This window comes from Citrobacter sp. Ce119 (genome assembly GCF_030334525.1).
Taxonomy (GTDB): domain Bacteria; phylum Pseudomonadota; class Gammaproteobacteria; order Enterobacterales; family Enterobacteriaceae; genus Citrobacter; species Citrobacter europaeus.
On record NZ_JAOWDR010000045.1, the window covers coordinates 222,119 to 240,437 of the forward strand.

General features: G+C 53.2%; 15 protein-coding genes and 1 pseudogene. 5 read left to right on the plus strand and 11 right to left on the minus strand.

Annotated features, from left to right (window positions below; all coding sequences use genetic code 11):
* Nucleotides 1–83 precede the first annotated feature (83 nt).
* Nucleotides 84–623: a copper-binding periplasmic metallochaperone CueP gene (gene cueP / locus OGV80_RS07615; protein ID WP_043018683.1), complete on the plus strand. Its 540-nt coding sequence runs from the start codon at nucleotides 84–86 to the stop codon at nucleotides 621–623.
* A 66-nt stretch (nucleotides 624–689) separates the two neighbouring features.
* Here the strand turns inward: cueP and glyS are convergent, their stop codons facing one another.
* The 3 genes from glyS to OGV80_RS07630 form a co-directional block, all read right to left on the minus strand.
* The gene (gene glyS, locus OGV80_RS07620; RefSeq protein ID WP_043018684.1) at nucleotides 690–2,759 is read right to left on the minus strand and encodes a glycine--tRNA ligase subunit beta; all 2,070 of its coding nucleotides are present in this window, start codon (nucleotides 2,757–2,759) and stop codon (nucleotides 690–692) included.
* A gap of 9 nt (nucleotides 2,760–2,768) precedes the next feature.
* Nucleotides 2,769–3,680 (minus strand): glycine--tRNA ligase subunit alpha, encoded by a 912-nt coding sequence (gene glyQ / locus OGV80_RS07625; RefSeq protein ID WP_001168551.1) that lies wholly within the window; start codon nucleotides 3,678–3,680, stop codon nucleotides 2,769–2,771.
* Between the two features lie 95 nt (nucleotides 3,681–3,775).
* Nucleotides 3,776–4,084 carry a YsaB family lipoprotein gene (locus OGV80_RS07630; protein ID WP_047407959.1) on the minus strand — a complete coding sequence of 103 codons (309 nt, stop codon included), beginning with the start codon at nucleotides 4,082–4,084 and terminating at the stop codon, nucleotides 3,776–3,778.
* 172 nt (nucleotides 4,085–4,256) lie between these two features.
* Here OGV80_RS07630 and OGV80_RS07635 point away from each other — a divergent pair, with 172 nt between their 5' ends.
* Nucleotides 4,257–5,252 carry an acyltransferase gene (locus tag OGV80_RS07635; RefSeq protein WP_087050766.1) on the plus strand — a complete coding sequence of 332 codons (996 nt, stop codon included), beginning with the start codon at nucleotides 4,257–4,259 and terminating at the stop codon, nucleotides 5,250–5,252.
* A 40-nt stretch (nucleotides 5,253–5,292) separates the two neighbouring features.
* Here the strand turns inward: OGV80_RS07635 and yiaA are convergent.
* The 4 genes and pseudogenes from yiaA to xylA form a co-directional block, all read right to left on the minus strand.
* A pseudogene (gene yiaA, locus OGV80_RS07640) lies at nucleotides 5,293–5,729 on the minus strand (inner membrane protein YiaA).
* On the minus strand, nucleotides 5,730–6,098 hold the full coding sequence (gene yiaB, locus OGV80_RS07645) for an inner membrane protein YiaB (RefSeq protein ID WP_043018688.1): 369 nt from the start codon (nucleotides 6,096–6,098) through the stop codon (nucleotides 5,730–5,732).
* Nucleotides 6,099–6,265: 167 nt separating this feature from the next.
* Complete coding sequence (gene xylB, locus OGV80_RS07650) at nucleotides 6,266–7,720, minus strand: xylulokinase (RefSeq protein WP_286514381.1); 1,455 nt, start codon at nucleotides 7,718–7,720, stop codon at nucleotides 6,266–6,268.
* Nucleotides 7,721–7,791: 71 nt separating this feature from the next.
* Complete coding sequence (gene xylA, locus OGV80_RS07655) at nucleotides 7,792–9,114, minus strand: xylose isomerase (RefSeq protein ID WP_003024252.1); 1,323 nt, start codon at nucleotides 9,112–9,114, stop codon at nucleotides 7,792–7,794.
* Nucleotides 9,115–9,475: 361 nt separating this feature from the next.
* Here xylA and xylR point away from each other — a divergent pair, with 361 nt between their 5' ends.
* On the plus strand, nucleotides 9,476–10,654 hold the full coding sequence (gene xylR / locus OGV80_RS07660) for a D-xylose utilization transcriptional activator XylR (RefSeq protein ID WP_075145494.1): 1,179 nt from the start codon (nucleotides 9,476–9,478) through the stop codon (nucleotides 10,652–10,654).
* A 73-nt stretch (nucleotides 10,655–10,727) separates the two neighbouring features.
* On the opposite strand, the gene OGV80_RS07665 is transcribed toward xylR, so the two are convergent.
* Nucleotides 10,728–11,552, minus strand: coding sequence for a protein bax (locus OGV80_RS07665; protein WP_003024247.1), 825 nt, complete (start codon nucleotides 11,550–11,552; stop codon nucleotides 10,728–10,730).
* A 316-nt stretch (nucleotides 11,553–11,868) separates the two neighbouring features.
* Between OGV80_RS07665 and malS the strand changes: the two genes are divergently transcribed.
* Together malS and avtA are read left to right on the plus strand one after the other, a co-directional pair.
* Nucleotides 11,869–13,899, plus strand: coding sequence for an alpha-amylase (gene malS, locus OGV80_RS07670; protein ID WP_286514384.1), 2,031 nt, complete (start codon nucleotides 11,869–11,871; stop codon nucleotides 13,897–13,899).
* Between the two features lie 175 nt (nucleotides 13,900–14,074).
* Nucleotides 14,075–15,331, plus strand: a complete 1,257-nt coding sequence (avtA, locus tag OGV80_RS07675; protein WP_075145492.1) for a valine--pyruvate transaminase — start codon at nucleotides 14,075–14,077, stop codon at nucleotides 15,329–15,331.
* A gap of 39 nt (nucleotides 15,332–15,370) precedes the next feature.
* On the opposite strand, the gene OGV80_RS07680 is transcribed toward avtA, so the two are convergent.
* The 3 genes from OGV80_RS07680 to yiaJ form a co-directional block, all read right to left on the minus strand.
* Nucleotides 15,371–16,717, minus strand: coding sequence for a DUF4026 domain-containing protein (locus OGV80_RS07680; protein ID WP_286514388.1), 1,347 nt, complete (start codon nucleotides 16,715–16,717; stop codon nucleotides 15,371–15,373).
* A gap of 23 nt (nucleotides 16,718–16,740) precedes the next feature.
* The gene (locus OGV80_RS07685; RefSeq protein ID WP_043018695.1) at nucleotides 16,741–17,232 is read right to left on the minus strand and encodes a 4Fe-4S dicluster domain-containing protein; all 492 of its coding nucleotides are present in this window, start codon (nucleotides 17,230–17,232) and stop codon (nucleotides 16,741–16,743) included.
* 117 nt (nucleotides 17,233–17,349) lie between these two features.
* Nucleotides 17,350–18,165: an IclR family transcriptional regulator YiaJ gene (yiaJ, locus tag OGV80_RS07690; protein ID WP_043018696.1), complete on the minus strand. Its 816-nt coding sequence runs from the start codon at nucleotides 18,163–18,165 to the stop codon at nucleotides 17,350–17,352.
* Nucleotides 18,166–18,319: the final 154 nt, after the last annotated feature.

Below are 18,319 nucleotides of genomic sequence, written 5' to 3' on the forward strand. Positions count from 1 at the left end.
CGTCGTCCCTTTGACCTTTCCCTAAGGGCAAGCTTTATAGTGAGCCAGTCTGTATTCCACAACATTCACAAGGAATTGAAGCTATGTCGAAATCCTCACTGCTGCTGATATTAGGTTTGCTCACAACCGGTAGCGCGTTCGCTGCAACCCCGCCAGCGACTTTTCTGGCGGAGAATGGGCTCAGCGGTAAATCCGTCGAGCAAATCGTCGAAACCATTGACCAGTCGCCGCAGAGCCGCCCGCTGCCGTACTCCGCATCCATCACCAGTACCGAATTAAAGCTCTCGTCGGGCGATCAGATTTATACCCTGCCGCTCGGTGACAAGTTCTATCTGTCATTTGCCCCTTATGAATGGCAAACACATCCTTGCTTCAACCACAGCCTTTCTGGCTGCCAGGGTGAAATGCCGGAGAAAACATTCAATGTCAAAGTGACGGATAACAAGGGGGGCGTGGTGGTCCAAAAAGAGATGAAGAGCGGTCGAAATGGCTTCGTCGGGATATGGTTACCGCGCAATATGACAGGTACCATCGCAGTAAGCTACAACGGTAAAACAGCGCAGTATCCCATCACGACGATGGAAGACAGCCAGACCTGTCTGACAAAATTACAGCTGCGCTAACAACATAAAAAAATGCCGGATAAGGCACAGCCGCCATCCGGCATTTTCTAAGTCAGCTCAGGACCATTACTGCAGCAGAGAAATATCCGCCACGCGCAGGAACAGTTCGCGCAGTTTTTCGAGCATAGACAGACGGTTAATACGCAGATCTTTATCTTCCACGTTAACCATCACTTTCTCAAAGAACGCATCAACCGGTTCACGCAGCGCCGATAGCTCAACCAGCGCTTCCTGGTAATGACCGGCTGCAAAAACAGGCTCCAGCTTATCGCGCAGCACCACAACCTGCATCGCCAGCGCAATTTCTTCCGGCTCCTTCAGCGTTGCCGCATTTACGCGGTCATTCAACGTCTCTTCAGACTTCGCCAGGATGTTCGATACACGCTTGTTCGCGGCAGCCAGCGCGGACGCGGCTTCCAGCGTACGGAAGTGCGAAACCGCCTTCATACGTGCGTCAAAATCAGCCGGACGAGTCGGACGACGCGCCAGTACTGCCTGGATGGTATCGACGGTGTAACCTTCATCCTGATACCAGGCGCGGAAGCGACCAAGCATAAAGTCGATAACGTCATCCACCACGTTGGCGTTAGTCAGCTTATCGCCATACAGACGAACCGCTTCCTCGGTCAACGTTTGCAGATCCAGGTTCAGGTTCTTCTCAACGATGATACGCAGTACGCCCAGCGCGGCACGACGCAGCGCAAACGGGTCTTTGTCACCTTTCGGATGCTGACCGATACCGAAGATACCCGCCAGAGTATCCATCTTATCGGCAATCGCCACGGCACAGGCAACCGGGTTAGACGGCAGGTCATCACCAGCAAAACGCGGCTGATACTGCTCGTTCAGCGCCACAGCCACATCTTCCGCTTCACCATCGTGACGCGCGTAGTGCATGCCCATTACGCCCTGGGTATCAGTGAACTCGAAGACCATGTTGGTCATCAGGTCGCACTTAGACAGCAGGCCAGCACGCGTTGCGTGGTTAACGTCAGCGCCAATCTGACCAGCAATCCAGCCCGCCAGCGCCTGGATACGGTCAGTCTTGTCGCGCAGCGTACCCAGTTGCTGTTGGAACAGCACGGTTTGCAGACGCGGCAGATGGTCTTCCAGACGTTTTTTACGGTCGGTATTGAAGAAGAACTCGGCATCCGCCAGACGTGGACGAACCACCTTCTCGTTACCGGAGATAATCTGGCTCGGATCTTTCGATTCGATGTTGGCAACGAAGATAAAGTTCGGCAGCAGTTTGCCGTCGTTCGCGTAAACCGGGAAGTACTTCTGGTCACCTTTCATGGTGTGTACCAGCGCTTCAGACGGAACCGCGAGGAATTTCTCTTCGAACTTCGCAGTCAACACTACCGGCCATTCCACCAGCGAGGTGACTTCTTCCAGCAGGCTTTCGCTCAGGTCAGCGTTACCGCCGATCTTACGCGCCGCTTCTTCAGCATCGGCTTTGATTTTCGCTTTACGCTCAGCGTAATCCGCAATCACTTTGCCGCGCTCACGCAGGATTTCTGGGTACTGATCGGCAGAATCGATGGTGAATTCCGGCTCGCCCATAAAGCGATGTCCGCGGATCACGCGATCTGACTGAATACCCAGAATAGTTGCCGGAATGACTTTGTCGCCCAGCAGCAGGGTCACGGTGTGAACTGGACGCACGAAGTGCACGTCAGACGCGCCCCAGCGCATCAGTTTCGGGATAGGCAGTTTCGCCAAAGAGGTGGCGATCATATTCGGCAGCAGCGCTTCAGCGCTTTCACCTTTCACATGCGCGCGATACAGCAGCCACTCACCTTTGTCGGTGGTCAGACGCTCAGCCTGGTCAACCGTAATGCCGCAGCCACGCGCCCAACCTTCTGCCGCTTTGCTCGGTTTTCCTTCAGCGTCAAACGCCTGGGAAATGGCCGGGCCGCGTTTTTCAACTTCACGGTCAGGTTGCGCTTGCGCCAGATTCGCGACTTTCAGCGCCAGACGACGCGGCGCGGCGAACCACTCCACGTTGCCGTGCGCGATGCCAGCGTTATCCAGCTCCGCAGTAACGTTCGCAGCAAAGGACTCAGCCAGGCTGCGCAGTGCTTTTGGTGGCAGCTCTTCAGTGCCGATTTCCACCAGAAAAGTTTTCTCAGACATGGCCGCCTCTTATTTGTCTTTGTTGCACATCGGGAAGCCAAGGGCTTCACGGGAAGCGTAGTAAGCTTCTGCCACTGCTTTGGTCAGGGTGCGAATGCGCAGGATATAGCGCTGACGCTCGGTGACGGAGATCGCTTTACGCGCATCCAGCAGGTTGAAGCTATGGGCGGCTTTCAGGATACGTTCATACGCAGGCAGCGGCAGCGGATTTTCCAGCGCCAGCAGCTGCTGCGCTTCTTTCTCGTACTGCTCGAAGCAGGTGAACAGGAAGTCCACATCGGCGTATTCGAAGTTGTAGGTGGATTGCTCCACTTCGTTCTGATGGAAAACGTCGCCGTAAGTGGTTTTACCCAGCGGGCCGTCGCTCCAGACCAGGTCGTAAACGCTGTCTACGCCCTGAATGTACATGGCCAGACGTTCCAGACCGTAGGTAATTTCCCCGGTCACAGGTTTACACTCCAGACCACCAACCTGCTGGAAGTAGGTGAACTGCGTCACTTCCATGCCGTTCAGCCACACTTCCCAACCCAGACCCCAGGCACCCAGCGTCGGGTTTTCCCAGTTATCTTCCACGAAACGGATATCGTGAATGGTCGGGTCCATACCCAGCTCTTTCAGAGAACCCAGGTACAGCTCCTGAATGTTGTCCGGAGACGGCTTAATCACTACCTGGAACTGATAGTAGTGCTGTAAGCGGTTCGGGTTTTCGCCATAGCGGCCATCGGTCGGACGACGAGAAGGCTGCACATAAGCAGTCGCCATCGGTTCCGGCCCCAGCGCACGCAGGCAGGTCATTGGGTGAGATGTGCCCGCGCCGACTTCCATGTCCAATGGTTGAACGATGGTGCAGCCCTGGCGAGCCCAGTAATCCTGTAAGGTCAGGATCAAGCCCTGGAAGGTCCTGGTATCAAACTTTTGCATATTATTTCGTGCTGGATACGTGTGGATTTAAAGGAAGCGGTCAGTATACCCGCTGGCTGCAAGATATACAGTACGAAACGGGAAAAAGGGGGAACTTAGCGCATGGAAAGGTGCAAAAACTGCCCGTCTGCATCAAAAGAGCAGACAAAACTCTCTTTACGGAAGGTCGAACCACGCATCTCATAGCTGCCCTGGAATTGTTCCAGGCCGGAGATATCAATTTTCTGCGCGCCGGTGTTATAAAGTTGTGCCGCCTCATTTTTGCACAGCGACTCCATATCCAGCGAGCGTGTTGCACTGACCTTAACCTTTTGCGCCTTCTGCGCGGGTGCAGGCGGCTGTGTGTTAGCGCACGCTACCAGCATGAGGGTAGCGATCGCGGGAAAGAAATACTTCATCATCATTTTATTACCGCCTGGTTTGCTGGTCAGTCTTATTATTAGTGTCTGGAAACGGATCCTATTTTGAGAATCTCATCAGACCATCTCAAGCTTTAGCGTAAGAACTCGGATTATTCCAGTGAGCTACGCGCGCAAAATTTCGGTCAGACTTTTTTTAACGGATACAGAGGAACTGATGCAGCCCAAAATTTTCTGGATTGATAACCTGCGCGGGATAGCCTGTCTCATGGTCGTGATGATCCACACCACGACCTGGTACATCACCAATGCGCAAAGCGTCAGCCCGTTGAATTGGGATCTGGCCAATGTGCTCAATTCAGCCTCTCGCGTCAGCGTCCCGCTGTTCTTTATGATTTCGGGCTATCTTTTTTTTGGCGAGCGCAGCGCCAAACCGCGCCATTTCACGCGCATCGCGCTCTGCATTTTGTTTTACAGCAGCGTGGCGCTGGCCTATATCCTGCTGTTTACCTCGATCAACGCCGGGCTGTCGCTGAAAAACCTGCTGCAAAAGCCGGTGTTCTATCACCTGTGGTTTTTCTTCGCGATCGCCGTCATCTACCTGGTTTCACCGCTGATACAGGTGAAAAATATCAGCGGCAAGATGCTGCTGGCGCTCATGGTAGTGATTGGGGTGATTGCCAATCCCAACACCGTTTCGCAAAAAATTGGCGGTTTTGAATGGCTGCCCATCAATCTGTACATCAGTGGCGACACTTTCTATTACATCGTGTACGGCCTGCTGGGTCGGGCGATTGGCATGATGGATACGCAAAAGCGCACGCTCACCTTGCTCTGTGCGGCGTTGTTCATCACCGCGGTGTTTATTATTTCTCGGGGCACGTTGCATGAACTGCGCTGGCGAGGCAATTTTGCAGATACCTGGTACCTCTACTGCGGCCCGGCTGTGTTTATTTGCGCCGTCTCGCTCCTGACGCTGGTCAAAAATACGCTCAGCACGCGCACTTTGCCGGTACTGGGCCTTATTTCCCGCCACTCGCTGGGCATTTATGGCTTTCATGCGCTGATCATTCACGCGCTGCGCACCAACGGCCTTGAACTCAAGAGCTGGCCACCGCTGGATATGCTGTGGATTTTCAGCGCTACGCTGGCTGGTAGTTTACTGTTGTCCATACTGTTGCAGCGTATCGATACGCGCAGACTGGTGAGCTAAAAAGAAAAGCCCTCGATCGGTAACCATCGAGGGCAAGCGATCATTCTGTAAAATCTTCCGCTACTGCTGGCGTTTCTTTTGATTGATCCAAACCACCATCACGGATATTTTTCTGTACCGCAACGGTACCAAACAGGCTCAAAAAGAAGGCCAGGCCATAAAATCCTTTCTCGTTTAGCAGCAGCGTGGCATTCCACAAACCGATAACCAACAACGCCACCGCAATAACAAACGCGGCCAGGCAGGTTACGTAGTAAATCGGCGTAGTCGGGATCCCTTCATATTTATCCCGTACCGTTTTTTGATAAGACGCAGCAGAAAACAAACCAAGCACCAAAACAGCAAAGTAATACCCCTTTTCGTTCAACTGCATTCCGCGTTCCACAACCCCAACAGATAAACCACAATACCGCCGAGCAGCGCGACCCACGACACAATGCTAAATGCGGGTGAATAAGTTGATGTCCTGTTTTCCATTTAGAGTTCCTGTCCTTTAGATAAATATTCTGCTGGGCGCATGAGTAAAACTTGCCCCAGTAAACACACAAAGAATGCCGCCGGGTACAGCCCCATTTCGATGGGTGCTAACGGGGTATTCCACACCCCCACCAGCAACAATCCGATCGTTATGAGCGCCACCATCTGACACACGGAAGCGAAGCGTTCGTCGTTCTGATTGAGATTTTCAGCACGCTGATAAGCGTACGTCACAAACATCCCCGTCATCAGCGCACCAAAAAAATAGCCTTTGCCGCTCAATAACGGGCATGCTCGCCATAAGCCAATAACGTAAATCAACGCGCCAGAGAGGAATAATATCCATGGCAACAGCCTTGTCGTCTTCATTGGGATCTCCTTATCCATCATGGATACAATATGAATAACCCGCTAAAGACAACACAGAAAAATGCCACTACGCCGGACTTTCAGAATAAATTCATGCACGCTAATTATTTATTAGATTGAAATATATATTTGATAAATCCCCACTGTTTACCAGAGGGGATTTAGGGTCAGGACATCAGCGGTTTTAATTGCTGATAGATTTGGCGGAAGGTTTCCCGACGCTGTTGGTAAAGCGCGTGGCGCCCGGCATCCGGATAATGCGCTTGTTCCAGCGTAAGCTGAGGCAGAAGGTCTGATAAAGCCCGCTGCGGATTCATGGCAATTTGCGCCAGTCGCGCCGCGCCGAGTGCAGGACCGACATCGCCGCCGGTACGGTAATCCAGCTGCAATCCGCTGATGTCAGACAGCATCTGACGCCAGTATTCGCTGCGCGCCCCGCCGCCAATCAGCGTGATGCTGGCGGGCTGCACGCCGCAGGCATGAACCACGTCCATACCATCAGCCAGCGCAAATCCCACGCCTTCCAGCACCGCCTGCGCCAGTTCTGCCGGTCCGTGCTGATGCGTCAGACCGAAAAATACGCCCTTTGCCTGTGGGTTGTTGTGCGGCGTACGTTCCCCGGACAGATAGGGTAAAAACCAGACCGGCTCAGCGTGTTCATCCGCCCCTTGCGCAGCAGCAATCAACGCAGGAACGCTCGCCAGTCCGGTTAATTTTGCCGCCCAGTCCAGGCAGGACGCCGCACTCAGCATCACGGACATCAGATGCCATCGTTCAGGCAAGGCATGGCAAAAGCTGTGGACTGCGCTTTCCGGTTTGCTGAGAAAGCCGTCGCTGACCGCAAAATAGACCCCGGAAGTACCCAGCGATAACATCGCCTGACCGGCATTCATCATGCCCACACCCACTGCTCCCGCCGCGTTATCGCCGCCGCCGGCAACCACCGCAACCTCCTGCATACCCCAGGCGTGGGCGACCTCTGGCAACAATGTTCCGGTAATATCGCTGCCTTCATAGAGCGCAGGCATATGCGCACGAGTCAGCTTACAGGCGGCCAGCATGACATCACTCCAGTCACGCTTCGCGACATCCAGCCACATCGTACCTGCCGCATCAGACATATCGCTGGCAAAATCGCCGGTCATACGCAGGCGCAGGTAATCTTTCGGCAGCAGGACTTTATCAACCCGGCTGAAAATCTCCGGTTCGTGGCGCTGCACCCACAGCAGCTTTGGCGCGGTAAAGCCGGGCATCATCAGGTTGCCGGTGATGGCACGAGAGTGCGGAACCAGGTTCTCGAGCATCACGCACTCTTCAGCACAGCGACCATCGTTCCACAAGATAGCCGGACGCAATACCTTCCGTTGCTCGTCCAGTAGCGTGGCGCCGTGCATTTGTCCGGCAATCCCCAGCGCTTTCACTTCGCGAAGTGAATGCTGCTGGCCCAGCGCTGTCACCGCACGATCCGTTGCCCGCCACCACTGCTCAGGGTCTTGTTCAGACCATAACGGATGAGGCCGCGAGACGGTGAGTTTCTCCGTGTGCGAAGCGACCACATCGCCCTGCTCATTGAGCAGAATAGCCTTTACGCCTGATGTACCTAGATCTATCCCGATATACATAGGGCATCGTTCCTTAAAGAAAGGCCCGGTAGCGCGAGCTGACCGGGCTTACCGACGTTCTCAGAGATCCGTTATTTGTCGAACAAATAATGGTTTACCAGATTTTCCAGCAATTCCTGATGACCACTCTGGTGCACCGGCGCCAGGTTGTGTTGCTCAGCGTACTGCGCAATTTCCGTCAGCGTCATCTGTCCTTTCAGAATTTGCTGACCCAGCTCACCATTCCAACCGGCATAGCGTTTAGCCACGCGTTGATCCAGACCACCGTCTTCAATCATACGGGCCGCAATTTTCAGCGACAGCGCCATGGTATCCATCGCGCCAATATGACCATAGAACAAATCGTATTTATCGGTACTCTGACGACGCACTTTGGCATCAAAGTTCAGGCCGCCGGTGGTGAAGCCGCCCGCTTTCAGGATTTCATACATCACCAGTGCATTCTCTTCGACGCTGTTAGGGAACTGGTCTGTATCCCAGCCCAGCTGTGCGTCACCACGGTTGGCATCGACAGAACCAAACAGACCCAGCGCGATGGCGGTAGCAATTTCGTGATGGAACGAGTGGCCTGCCAGCGTGGCGTGGTTGGCTTCGATATTCAGTTTGATCTCTTTTTCCAGACCGAACTGCTTGAGGAATCCGTACACGGTCGCCGCATCGTAGTCGTACTGGTGTTTGGTCGGTTCCTGCGGTTTCGGTTCAATAAGCAAAGTGCCCTGGAAACCGGTTTTGTGTTTGTGTTCCACCACCAGTTGCATGAAGCGGCCAATCTGCTCACGTTCCTGACGCAGATCGGTATTCAACAGTGTTTCATAGCCTTCACGACCGCCCCACAGAACGTAGTTTTCGCCGCCGAGCTTATGCGTGGCATCCATAGCCGTAACCACCTGCGTGGCGGCCCAGCTGAACACTTCCGGATCCGGGTTCGTGGCCGCGCCCGCGCCGTAGCGTGGGTTGGTGAAGCAGTTTGCCGTTCCCCACAGCAGCTTCACACCGCTTTGTTCCTGTTTTGCCGCCAGCACATCAACCATCTGCGCAAAGTTGTTTTTATACTCTTTCAAAGACGCGCCTTCCGGCGAAACATCCACGTCATGGAAGCAGTAATAAGGCACGTTCAGCTTGTGGAAGAACTCAAATGCCACATCCGCTTTGCGTTTCGCCAGCGCCAGTGCTTCACCAGGCTGCTGCCATGGGCGATCGAAAGCCCCCATACCGAACATATCCGCACCGTTCCAGCAGAAGGTATGCCAGTAGCAGGCCGCAAAACGCAGATGATCTTCCATGCGCTTGCCCAACACGATTTCGTCAGGGTTGTAATGGCGGAATGCGAGCGGGTTGGTGGATTGAGTGCCTTCAAAACGAACACGATCGAGTTGGTCAAAATAAGCCGGCATAATAAGCTCCATAATCAGGTAATACGGCAAGTAAACTGCGATATGGCTATACTGGAATTTCCTGATTTATTGCTCAATTACGTTATTTCACACCGCTATTAAGAGAATACCCAAACGTGCGCTGGCTCCCAAAAAAACGCGCTGAAAAAAGAAATAAAAAAGCGATCGCGATCGAAGGTTAGCCATTAAACAAAAAACCGTAATGCGTAGATAAAAAATGACAATTGTCATCCCGCTGACAGTATGTGAATTTTGCGTAGCGCCAGGCAAATAAGAAATTTGTCACGCTTCATCAAGCAGTCGTACCTGCGGTTTTGCTAGTATCGACAGGCCCACGTTAACCTTTCCAGGACAGGTTCTTATGTTTGATAAACGTCACCGCATCACTCTGCTATTTAATGCCAATAAAGCCTACGACCGCCAGGTGGTAGAAGGAGTGGGTGAATATTTACAGGCATCGCAATCCGAGTGGGATATATTCATTGAGGAAGACTTCCGCGCCCGTATCGATAATATTAAAGACTGGTTAGGCGACGGCGTTATTGCTGATTATGACGATGATGACATTGCGCAATTACTTGCCGATGTCGATGTTCCCATCATCGGCGTTGGAGGTTCTTACCATCTGGAGCAAGATTACCCACCGGTACATTACATCGCCACCGACAACCACGCGCTGGTAGAAAGCGCTTTCCTGCATCTGAAAGAGAAGGGAGTTAACCGCTTTGCATTTTACGGCCTGCCCTCCTCAAGCGGTAAACGCTGGGCCGCGGAACGTGAATATGCGTTTTGCCAGGTGGTTGCCAAAGAGAAGTACCGCGGCGTCGTCTATCAGGGGCTGGAAACCGCGCCGGAGAACTGGCAGCACGCGCAAAATCGACTGGCGGACTGGCTACAAACTCTGCCGCCGCAAACCGGTATTATCGCCGTTACCGACGCGCGGGCACGACACGTCCTGCAAGTCTGCGAACACCTGCATATTCCGGTACCGGAAAAACTGTGCGTGATAGGAATAGACAACGAAGAATTGACCCGCTACCTGTCCCGGGTGGCGCTGTCATCCGTGGCTCAGGGAGCCAGGCAGATGGGATATCAGGCTGCTAAACTCCTGCACCGTTTACTGGCGAATGAGGAACTGCCGCTGCAACGCATTTTGGTTCCTCCGGTGCGTGTCATTGAACGTCGCTCAACCGACTACCGTTCCTTAACCGACCCGGCGGTCATTCAGGCGATGCACTTTATCCGTAATCATGCCTGTAAAGGTATTAAGGTTGAACAGGTGCTGGATTCAGTAGGAATCTCACGCTCTAACCTGGAGAAGCGCTTTAAAGAAGAGGTCGGCGAGACTATTCACGCTGTGATTCATGCAGAAAAGCTGGAAAAAGCGCGTAGCCTGTTGATTTCTACCACACTTTCAATCAACGAAATTTCACAGATGTGCGGCTATCCGTCTCTGCAGTATTTCTATTCAGTCTTCAAGAAAGAGTACGACACGACGCCAAAAGAGTATCGCGATGTGAACAGTGAAGTGTTGCTATAGAGGGAATTGCCGGATGGCGGCTTCGTCTGATCCGGCCTACGAGATGACTTGTAGACCGGATCAGCACGCGAAATTACATATGCGCGGCGATTAAACGCTGGTTATCCTGATACATTGCGAACAGATAGTTGTTGTAGCTCTGTCCCTTAGTGGAGTAACCCTTCAGCTTATGGATCATCGCGGTAGCGGTGACTTCCTGGTCGGCTTTACGCAACTGCGCGCGTGACTTACGGAAGGAAGAGTAAGCCGGATGCGTGTTCAGGTTGATGACGTAAGCATTCACCGACTCTTTCACCGATTCAAACTGTGAGTAGCCTTTCACCTTACCTGGTGCATTGTTACAACGACCTTTGCCACATTTCATGCCAAACAGGTTGTTGTTGCTGCGCGCCAGCTTCGACGTGCCCCAGCCGCTTTCGGCCGCAGCCATGGTTGCCACCATACTGGTCGGGATAATGTCTACGCGCTCAAGCAGCGTATTCCACGGAATTTTACGCGTGTTACCAGACCAGCTCACTTTGTAGCGCTTCGCGATGTCTTTCATCCGCGTACGCTCAGTCGGTGACCAGCGGTTCTGGTACTGTTTTGAAATCAGCCAGTTACGGTCCGCCGTAATGGCAGCATTTTGACTGGTAATATAAGGCATAACCGTCCGGAGAAACGCTTTTTTCCTTGGTGTTCCGGAAGGGTATTTTCGCAAATCAGGAAGTGAACTACTCTTTGCACTATTGCGAGAATACTCTTGTTTACTGCTAACCTGTTTATTACTTGCCTTGGTTATCTGGGGCTTGTGACTCGTTGTCGCCGTGTGTGTCTTTGCCAGCACCTCACCCGAAAATGCAACGGTGAGTAACATAAGAATCATTGCCCCATATCGTCGAATGGGAGTCAATATCATTAGGTCTCCTGGTCGGATTTATACATTCCAACACCTTATATTTTTCACAAAAATGAGAGATGAATCTCAAATCATATCAAAAATAGCTGTCAAGAGCACCCAAAGGAATAGTCCAATTCTGAAACTATGTCACGCATTAACGGTTCGGGGTGCCATTAATTCGAAGAAAATGTGGGGGTTATCGCAAAATCAGTTTGTTTTTTGCGCGCGTTAACTCACCCTCACTTCTCCTCCTGGCGGAATCGACTCTAAGGAGGAGTTTCCGGCCTGATTTCACTGGCAAACTGGCGAAAATCGCAGCATCAAGGACAGCATTATGAAACTTGCCGCCGTTGCGCTGGCGCTCATACCCGGCATTGCCATCGCTTCATCATGGACTTCTCAGGGACTACCGACCTTCGAAGCGGAAGGTACGGGTAAATTCGTCAGCCATGCAGCGTTGACGAAGGGTACTCGTCCTTTAACCCTGAATTTTGACCAACAGTGCTGGCAGCCCGCCGATGCGATAAAACTCAACCAGATGCTGTCGCTAAAACCGTGTGAAGGCGCTCCGCCGCAGTGGCGCTTATTCAAAGACGGCGATTACACGCTGGAAGTGGATACCCGCTCCGGTACGCCAACGCTGATGCTCTCGGTAAAAAGCGCCGCAGACCCTGTCACGACCCAGATTCGCCAGTGCCCGAAATGGGACGGTGCGCCGGTCACGCTGAACGTGAGCCAGACCTTCCCGGAAGGTGCCGTGGTACGTGATTTCTACAGCCAGCAAACCGCGACGGTAAAAAACGGGGCGATTACCCTGCAGCCCGCCGCAACCAGTAACGGGCTGTTGCTGCTCGAACGGGCGGAAACTGATGCCCCTGCCGCTTTTGACTGGCATAACGCCACGGTGTATTTCGTCCTGACGGACCGCTTTGTAAATGGCGATCCGAGTAACGACCACAGCTATGGGCGTCGCAGCGACGGCATGCAGGAAATTGGCACCTTCCACGGCGGCGATTTGCGCGGGCTCGCCAGCAAACTCGACTACCTGCAACAACTGGGCGTCAACGCCCTGTGGATCAGTGCGCCGTTTGAGCAAATCCACGGCTGGGTCGGTGGTGGCACCAAAGGCGACTTCCCTCACTACGCTTACCACGGCTACTACACTCAGGACTGGACCACGCTCGACGCCAATATGGGTGACGAAGCAGACCTGCGCGCGCTGGTTGATGGCGCACATCAGCGCGGCATCCGTGTTCTGTTTGATGTGGTAATGAACCATACCGGCTACGCCACCCTGGCGGATATGCAGGAATATCAATTTGGGGCGCTGTACTTATCGGGCGATGAGCTGAAAAAAACGCTCGGCGAACGCTGGACTGACTGGAAACCGGCCGCCGGGCAGAGCTGGCACAGCTTTAATGATTACATCAACTTCAGCGATAAAGCCGGCTGGGAAAAATGGTGGGGGAAAAACTGGATCCGCACCGATATTGGCGATTACGACAATCCTGGCTTTGACGACCTCACCATGTCGCTGGCCTTCCTGCCCGACCTGAAAACCGAATCCACCAGGCCCTCCGGGCTGCCACATTTTTATCAGCACAAGCCGGATACGCACGCTAAAGCTATCGCCGGATACACGCCCCGGGATTATCTGACGCACTGGCTCAGTCAGTGGGTGCGTGATTACGGGATTGACGGCTTTCGGGTCGATACCGCTAAACACGTCGAACTTCCCGCCTGGCAGCAGCTAAAAACACAGGCCAGCGCGGCGCTGGTCGAATGGAAGAAAGCCAACCCTGACAAAGCGCTGGATGATAAACCCTTCTGGATGACCGGCGAGGCCTGGGGCCACGGCGTGATGCAAAGCGACTATTACCGTCACGGCTTCGATGCGATGATCAATTTCGACTACCAGGAGCAAGCGGCAAAAGCCGTCGAGTGTCTGGCGAATATGGACCCCACCTGGCAGCAGATGGCGGATAAACTACAGGACTTTAACGTTCTGAGCTATCTCTCCTCGCACGATACACGTCTGTTCCGCGAAGGTGGAGACAAAGCCGCCGAGCTATTGCTGCTGGCGCCTGGCGCAGTACAACTCTTTTATGGCGACGAGTCGGCCCGCCCCTTTGGCCCAACCGGCTCAGATCCATTACAGGGGACGCGCTCGGAGATGAACTGGCAGGATGTGACCGGGAAATCTGCCGCCAGCGTCGCACACTGGCAACGTATCGGCCAGTTCAGGGCCAGACATCCCGCCATTGGCACCGGTAAACAAACCACGCTGACCCTGAAGCAGGGATACGGATTTATCCGCGAACATGGCGACGACAAAGTGATGGTGGTGTGGGCCGGTCAGCCCTGACGCGCCCGGCTTCTCGCTGTGCACGCAGCGGGAAGCCTGATTCAACATAAAAAACCAGCCAGATAAAAATCTACAGAACAAAACCTCAATCCAACCTGATGCCCCCGATTTGCACCCTGCCATGGGTAGCGCTATGGTTAGCCACTTTACTACTCAGTTCGACAGACCACCTGCTATGACATTCTCACTTTTTGGCGACAAATTCACCCGCCATTCAGGCATCACACGCCTGATGGAGGACCTCAACGACGGTTTACGCACCCCAGGCGCCATCATGCTTGGCGGCGGTAATCCGGCGCAAATTCCAGAGATGCAAAATTACTTTCAGTCTCTGCTGGCAGATATGCTGGAAAACGGCAAAGCCACTGATGCGCTTTGTAATTATGACGGTCCACAAGGAAAAACCGAGCTACTGTCTGAGCTGGCGAAACTGCTACGTGAGAAGCAGGGTTGGGATATCGAGCCACAAAATATTGCTCTGACAAATGGCAGTCAGAGCGCGTTTTTCTACTTATTCAATCTGTTCGCCGGACGTCGCGCCGACGGCACAACGCAAAAAGTATTGTTCCCGTTAGCCCCGGAATACATTGGTTATGCCGATTCCGGGCTGGAAGAGGAACTCTTTGTCTCCGCGCGCCCAAACATCGAACTGTTACCGGAAGGCCAGTTTAAGTATCACGTTGATTTTGAACACCTGCATATTGGTGAAGAGACGGGGATGATTTGCGTGTCTCGTCCGACGAATCCGACAGGCAACGTGATCACCGACGAAGAGCTGATGAAGCTGGACCGGCTGGCCAACCAGCATGGGATCCCGCTGGTGATTGATAACGCCTATGGCGTACCGTTCCCCGGCATCATCTTTAGCGAAGCGCGCCCGCTGTGGAACCCCAACATTGTGCTGTGCATGAGCCTTTCGAAGCTGGGCCTGCCAGGCTCCCGCTGCGGCATCATCATCGCGAATGAAAAAATCATCACCGCCATCACCAATATGAACGGCATCATCAGCCTCGCGCCTGGCGGAATGGGGCCGGCAATGATGTGCGAGATGATTAAACGTAACGATCTGCTGCGCCTCTCCGAAACGGTAATCAAACCGTTTTATTATCAGCGTGTTCAGGAGACGATTGCGATCATTCGCCGCTATTTGTCTGAAGATCGCTGCCTGATTCATAAACCGGAAGGCGCGATTTTCCTGTGGTTATGGTTTAAAGATTTGCCGATCACCACCGAGCTGCTGTATCAGCGCCTGAAAGCGCGCGGCGTACTGATGGTTCCCGGTGACTACTTCTTCCCGGGTCTGGATAAACCCTGGCCGCATACCCATCAGTGCATGCGGATGAACTACGTTCCGGAGCCGGAGAAAATCGAAGCTGGGGTGAAAATTCTGGCGGAAGAGATCGAGCGCGCCTGGAGCGAAGGGAGCAACTGATTTTTGTCGCCCGATACCGTTTTGTATCGGGCGCTAGCATCACGAACTGTGCGATATCAGCTCGAAAATATTATCTGGGGTAAACACTCCCCGCGGATGATAAATGCGCCAGTCACTGAGCAGTGTAAACGGTAACGTATATTGCTCGCCTTCCTGCATATGATGCACGTAATACGGCTGATTGGTTAATACGCCTGTCAGATGTTCATCAGCGATGTTCTGCAACATAAACCACATATGTTCGCGCTTATCGTCATCGCCGTAGGGAACACCGATTTTGACAAGGGGCGCTGATATTTCATTATGCTGCGTCTCAAAAATATGCTGGAAATAAGGCCAGCGCATTTGCGCTTTTTGCGCATCGCTATCCGACAATGCGATACTTTTCATGAACATCACTTGATCGCCACCCAGCCCACCGTCAATCACGCTGCCAATGCCGCCACGCTCATCGGCTAGACGGAACAACAGGCACGACGGGCCATTATGCTCATCTTCCCGATCGGCCAGATCGCCGGAAAAACGCCCGGAAGGTAAATCTGAGATATCACCCACCCTCTCTGCGATCTCAGGCAACAGGTTCAGGTTGCCGCCATGTTCGATCACGCTAAGTCCCTGTTCCCAGGGAATGGCCACAATATACTGCTCGCCTTCGTGAGTTCGCGCCAGCATCAGCGGTTCATTACAATACATGCCGCGATCGTCAATACAGATATTCACAAACGCTTCAATCATGTAGCCAATACTGCCCAGATTTTCCACCGGCTGGTGAATAATCACCTCGCACTCCGGTAAACCCAACCGCCGCAGGCCATGCGTGTGCAACCAGTAATGATCGTTTTCATCATCGTGAACGGCGTGGATCGCATACAGTGTATCTGCACGCGGCCGCGCCGGAAAACGCGCTTCAAACAGTAACCGCTCGCGGGAAAACAGCCTACCGCCTGCGCTAGCGTCCTGGGCCACCAGCAGGTCCGGCACCAACAGTCCCACAATTTTGATCGCCTGCTGCCAGCTCAGGAAAACATCATTACTAAAACGGGTCGTGACTGAGATTCGCTGGCGATATTCTGCCATCTCAGAAAGTACTTCCGGTGCAACAGAACGTGCGCCAGGGACGTATTCCAGGGCGGAAGGATCGTGCTCACAGCTAAAGAGAGAAACGCGATAAAGATAAAGCTCACCGTCTGCGGTAAAGGTCAGATGCAGTTCTTCTTTCTCTTCGTCAATACGTGACAACAGCTCCGGAAATAGCGTCTGCCCCTCCACACGCGCCTGTAACGCTTCAAGGGTAACGGGTTGTGGCGGGGTCGCTACAAACTCGGAGTCCGTTTTAAACAGACCGTTGTTCGCAGCGGCGAGATACGCTTGCTTGTTTGATGCCATAATTATGCGTCCTTGCTCAATGTTCAAAAGGTAGAAAACGCCGTACGGCTACGCCTTTCACAGTTTAGCTGCGCGATCTGATTCTCGCTTACGCACTGCAACGCACTTGTCGGGCAAGCTTCAACACACGCAGGCCCCGTTTCGCGATGCCAGCACAAATCGCATTTTATCGCCTGCACCCGCGATGAGCGGGCGACAACATTCATTGCCCCAAACGGACAGGCCAGCATACAGCTTTTACAACCAATACACCGTGTTTGTTCAACGAAGATATGCCCATGTTCACGGCGAATAGCGTGCGTTGGACAAACATTCGCGCAGGGAGCATCTTCACATTGATGACAGGCGACTGCCGTTGTAAAGGCATCGTCTTTGATCACCCGAATCCGCGGGACAAACGCAGAAGAAGAGACCGACGCACAGTCCTGGTTTTGCTGATGCGCGACGACGCAGGCAACTTCACAGGTACGACACCCAATACATTTTGCCGCATCCGCCATAATAAACTCGTTCATTGCCCCCTCCTTCTGCATGAAAACTTCAGATTGCCAGAGAGACTGCCCCTGTCGCTTTGATCGGACAGGGGAAACGGTTAAATAGTGTCAGGTGTCTGAACGACGCCTGGCATGCGCCTAATCGCGAACGGTAAAGCCCAGCTCATTTGAAATGGCCTGTGCGGTTTCCCGCAGCGGCTTGAGTAGATTCTTTTCCCCTACCTGCTTGAGTCGCGATGTCGAGAGTGAAATTGATACCGCGTAGGGCACCCGGCCATGAATATCAAACACCGGCACGGCAATACAGGATACCCCCAGCTCATTCTCTTCCCGATCCATCGCCATACTGCTTTCGCGGATCTGCGCCAGTTCATCGTACATCGCCGGTAGACCGGTAATGGTATTGCGGGTCAGCGGCTGAATCAGATCCTGATGGCTCTCCCAGTAGGACTCCACGTAATCCGCATGCCCAAACGCCATGTAAATTTTGCCCATCGCGGAGCAGTACAGCGGCATATGTTGGCCGATATAGGCGCGGGTACGCAGCATGCCTGTCGTCGGCTCCAGCTTATAAATCAGAATCGCATGGTCATCTTCACGACTGGAGAAGTTGATCGTTTCGCCAGTGGCGATGTTCAGCGCTTCAAGGTGCGGTGCGGCAACATGGATGATATTCAGTGACGACAGCGCCTTTTGTCCCACGGCGATAAATTTAGTGGTCAACCGATAACTGCCCGCAGCGGGTGCGGGCGTGACGTATCCGCATGACTGAAGGCCTTGCAGGAGTCGATGCACGGTACTTTTGTTCAGCCCGGCCAGTTCAGACAAATGGGCCAGCGGACACCCATTCGGATAGTTGCTCAGGATCTCAATCAACATCAAACCACGGAACAGGCTCTGACTTCCGGCTGGCCTCTCTTTATCTTGCGTCATTTCACTCTCTTTGGTGCCCATCGCTTCCGCTCCCCTTTTCGTCGCGCTCTGATGGTAGCGCAAAGTGTGTTTCAGTTCACGATCTGAACCGAAAAAACACAACTATTTGATTTTGATGATTTTAAAAAATAGACCACCCCGTTGATCTGTCAAAATTTGATCGCTATATTTGAAA

What these genes read in the sequence shown, in the direction of transcription:
- xylA (WP_003024252.1), bottom strand. Translation starts at nt 9,114, where the DNA reads ATGCCGGCTTATTTTGACCAACTCGATCGTGTTCGTTTTGAAGGCACT.
- xylR (WP_075145494.1), top strand. Translation starts at nt 9,476, where the DNA reads ATGTTTGATAAACGTCACCGCATCACTCTGCTATTTAATGCCAATAAA.
- OGV80_RS07685 (WP_043018695.1), bottom strand. Translation starts at nt 17,232, where the DNA reads ATGAACGAGTTTATTATGGCGGATGCGGCAAAATGTATTGGGTGTCGT.
- OGV80_RS07680 (WP_286514388.1), bottom strand. Translation starts at nt 16,717, where the DNA reads ATGGCATCAAACAAGCAAGCGTATCTCGCCGCTGCGAACAACGGTCTG.
- glyQ (WP_001168551.1), bottom strand. Translation starts at nt 3,680, where the DNA reads ATGCAAAAGTTTGATACCAGGACCTTCCAGGGCTTGATCCTGACCTTA.
- OGV80_RS07665 (WP_003024247.1), bottom strand. Translation starts at nt 11,552, where the DNA reads ATGATATTGACTCCCATTCGACGATATGGGGCAATGATTCTTATGTTA.
- glyS (WP_043018684.1), bottom strand. Translation starts at nt 2,759, where the DNA reads ATGTCTGAGAAAACTTTTCTGGTGGAAATCGGCACTGAAGAGCTGCCA.
- OGV80_RS07630 (WP_047407959.1), bottom strand. Translation starts at nt 4,084, where the DNA reads ATGATGATGAAGTATTTCTTTCCCGCGATCGCTACCCTCATGCTGGTA.
- cueP (WP_043018683.1), top strand. Translation starts at nt 84, where the DNA reads ATGTCGAAATCCTCACTGCTGCTGATATTAGGTTTGCTCACAACCGGT.
- avtA (WP_075145492.1), top strand. Translation starts at nt 14,075, where the DNA reads ATGACATTCTCACTTTTTGGCGACAAATTCACCCGCCATTCAGGCATC.
- yiaB (WP_043018688.1), bottom strand. Translation starts at nt 6,098, where the DNA reads ATGAAGACGACAAGGCTGTTGCCATGGATATTATTCCTCTCTGGCGCG.
- OGV80_RS07635 (WP_087050766.1), top strand. Translation starts at nt 4,257, where the DNA reads ATGCAGCCCAAAATTTTCTGGATTGATAACCTGCGCGGGATAGCCTGT.
- xylB (WP_286514381.1), bottom strand. Translation starts at nt 7,720, where the DNA reads ATGTATATCGGGATAGATCTAGGTACATCAGGCGTAAAGGCTATTCTG.
- yiaJ (WP_043018696.1), bottom strand. Translation starts at nt 18,165, where the DNA reads ATGGGCACCAAAGAGAGTGAAATGACGCAAGATAAAGAGAGGCCAGCC.
- malS (WP_286514384.1), top strand. Translation starts at nt 11,869, where the DNA reads ATGAAACTTGCCGCCGTTGCGCTGGCGCTCATACCCGGCATTGCCATC.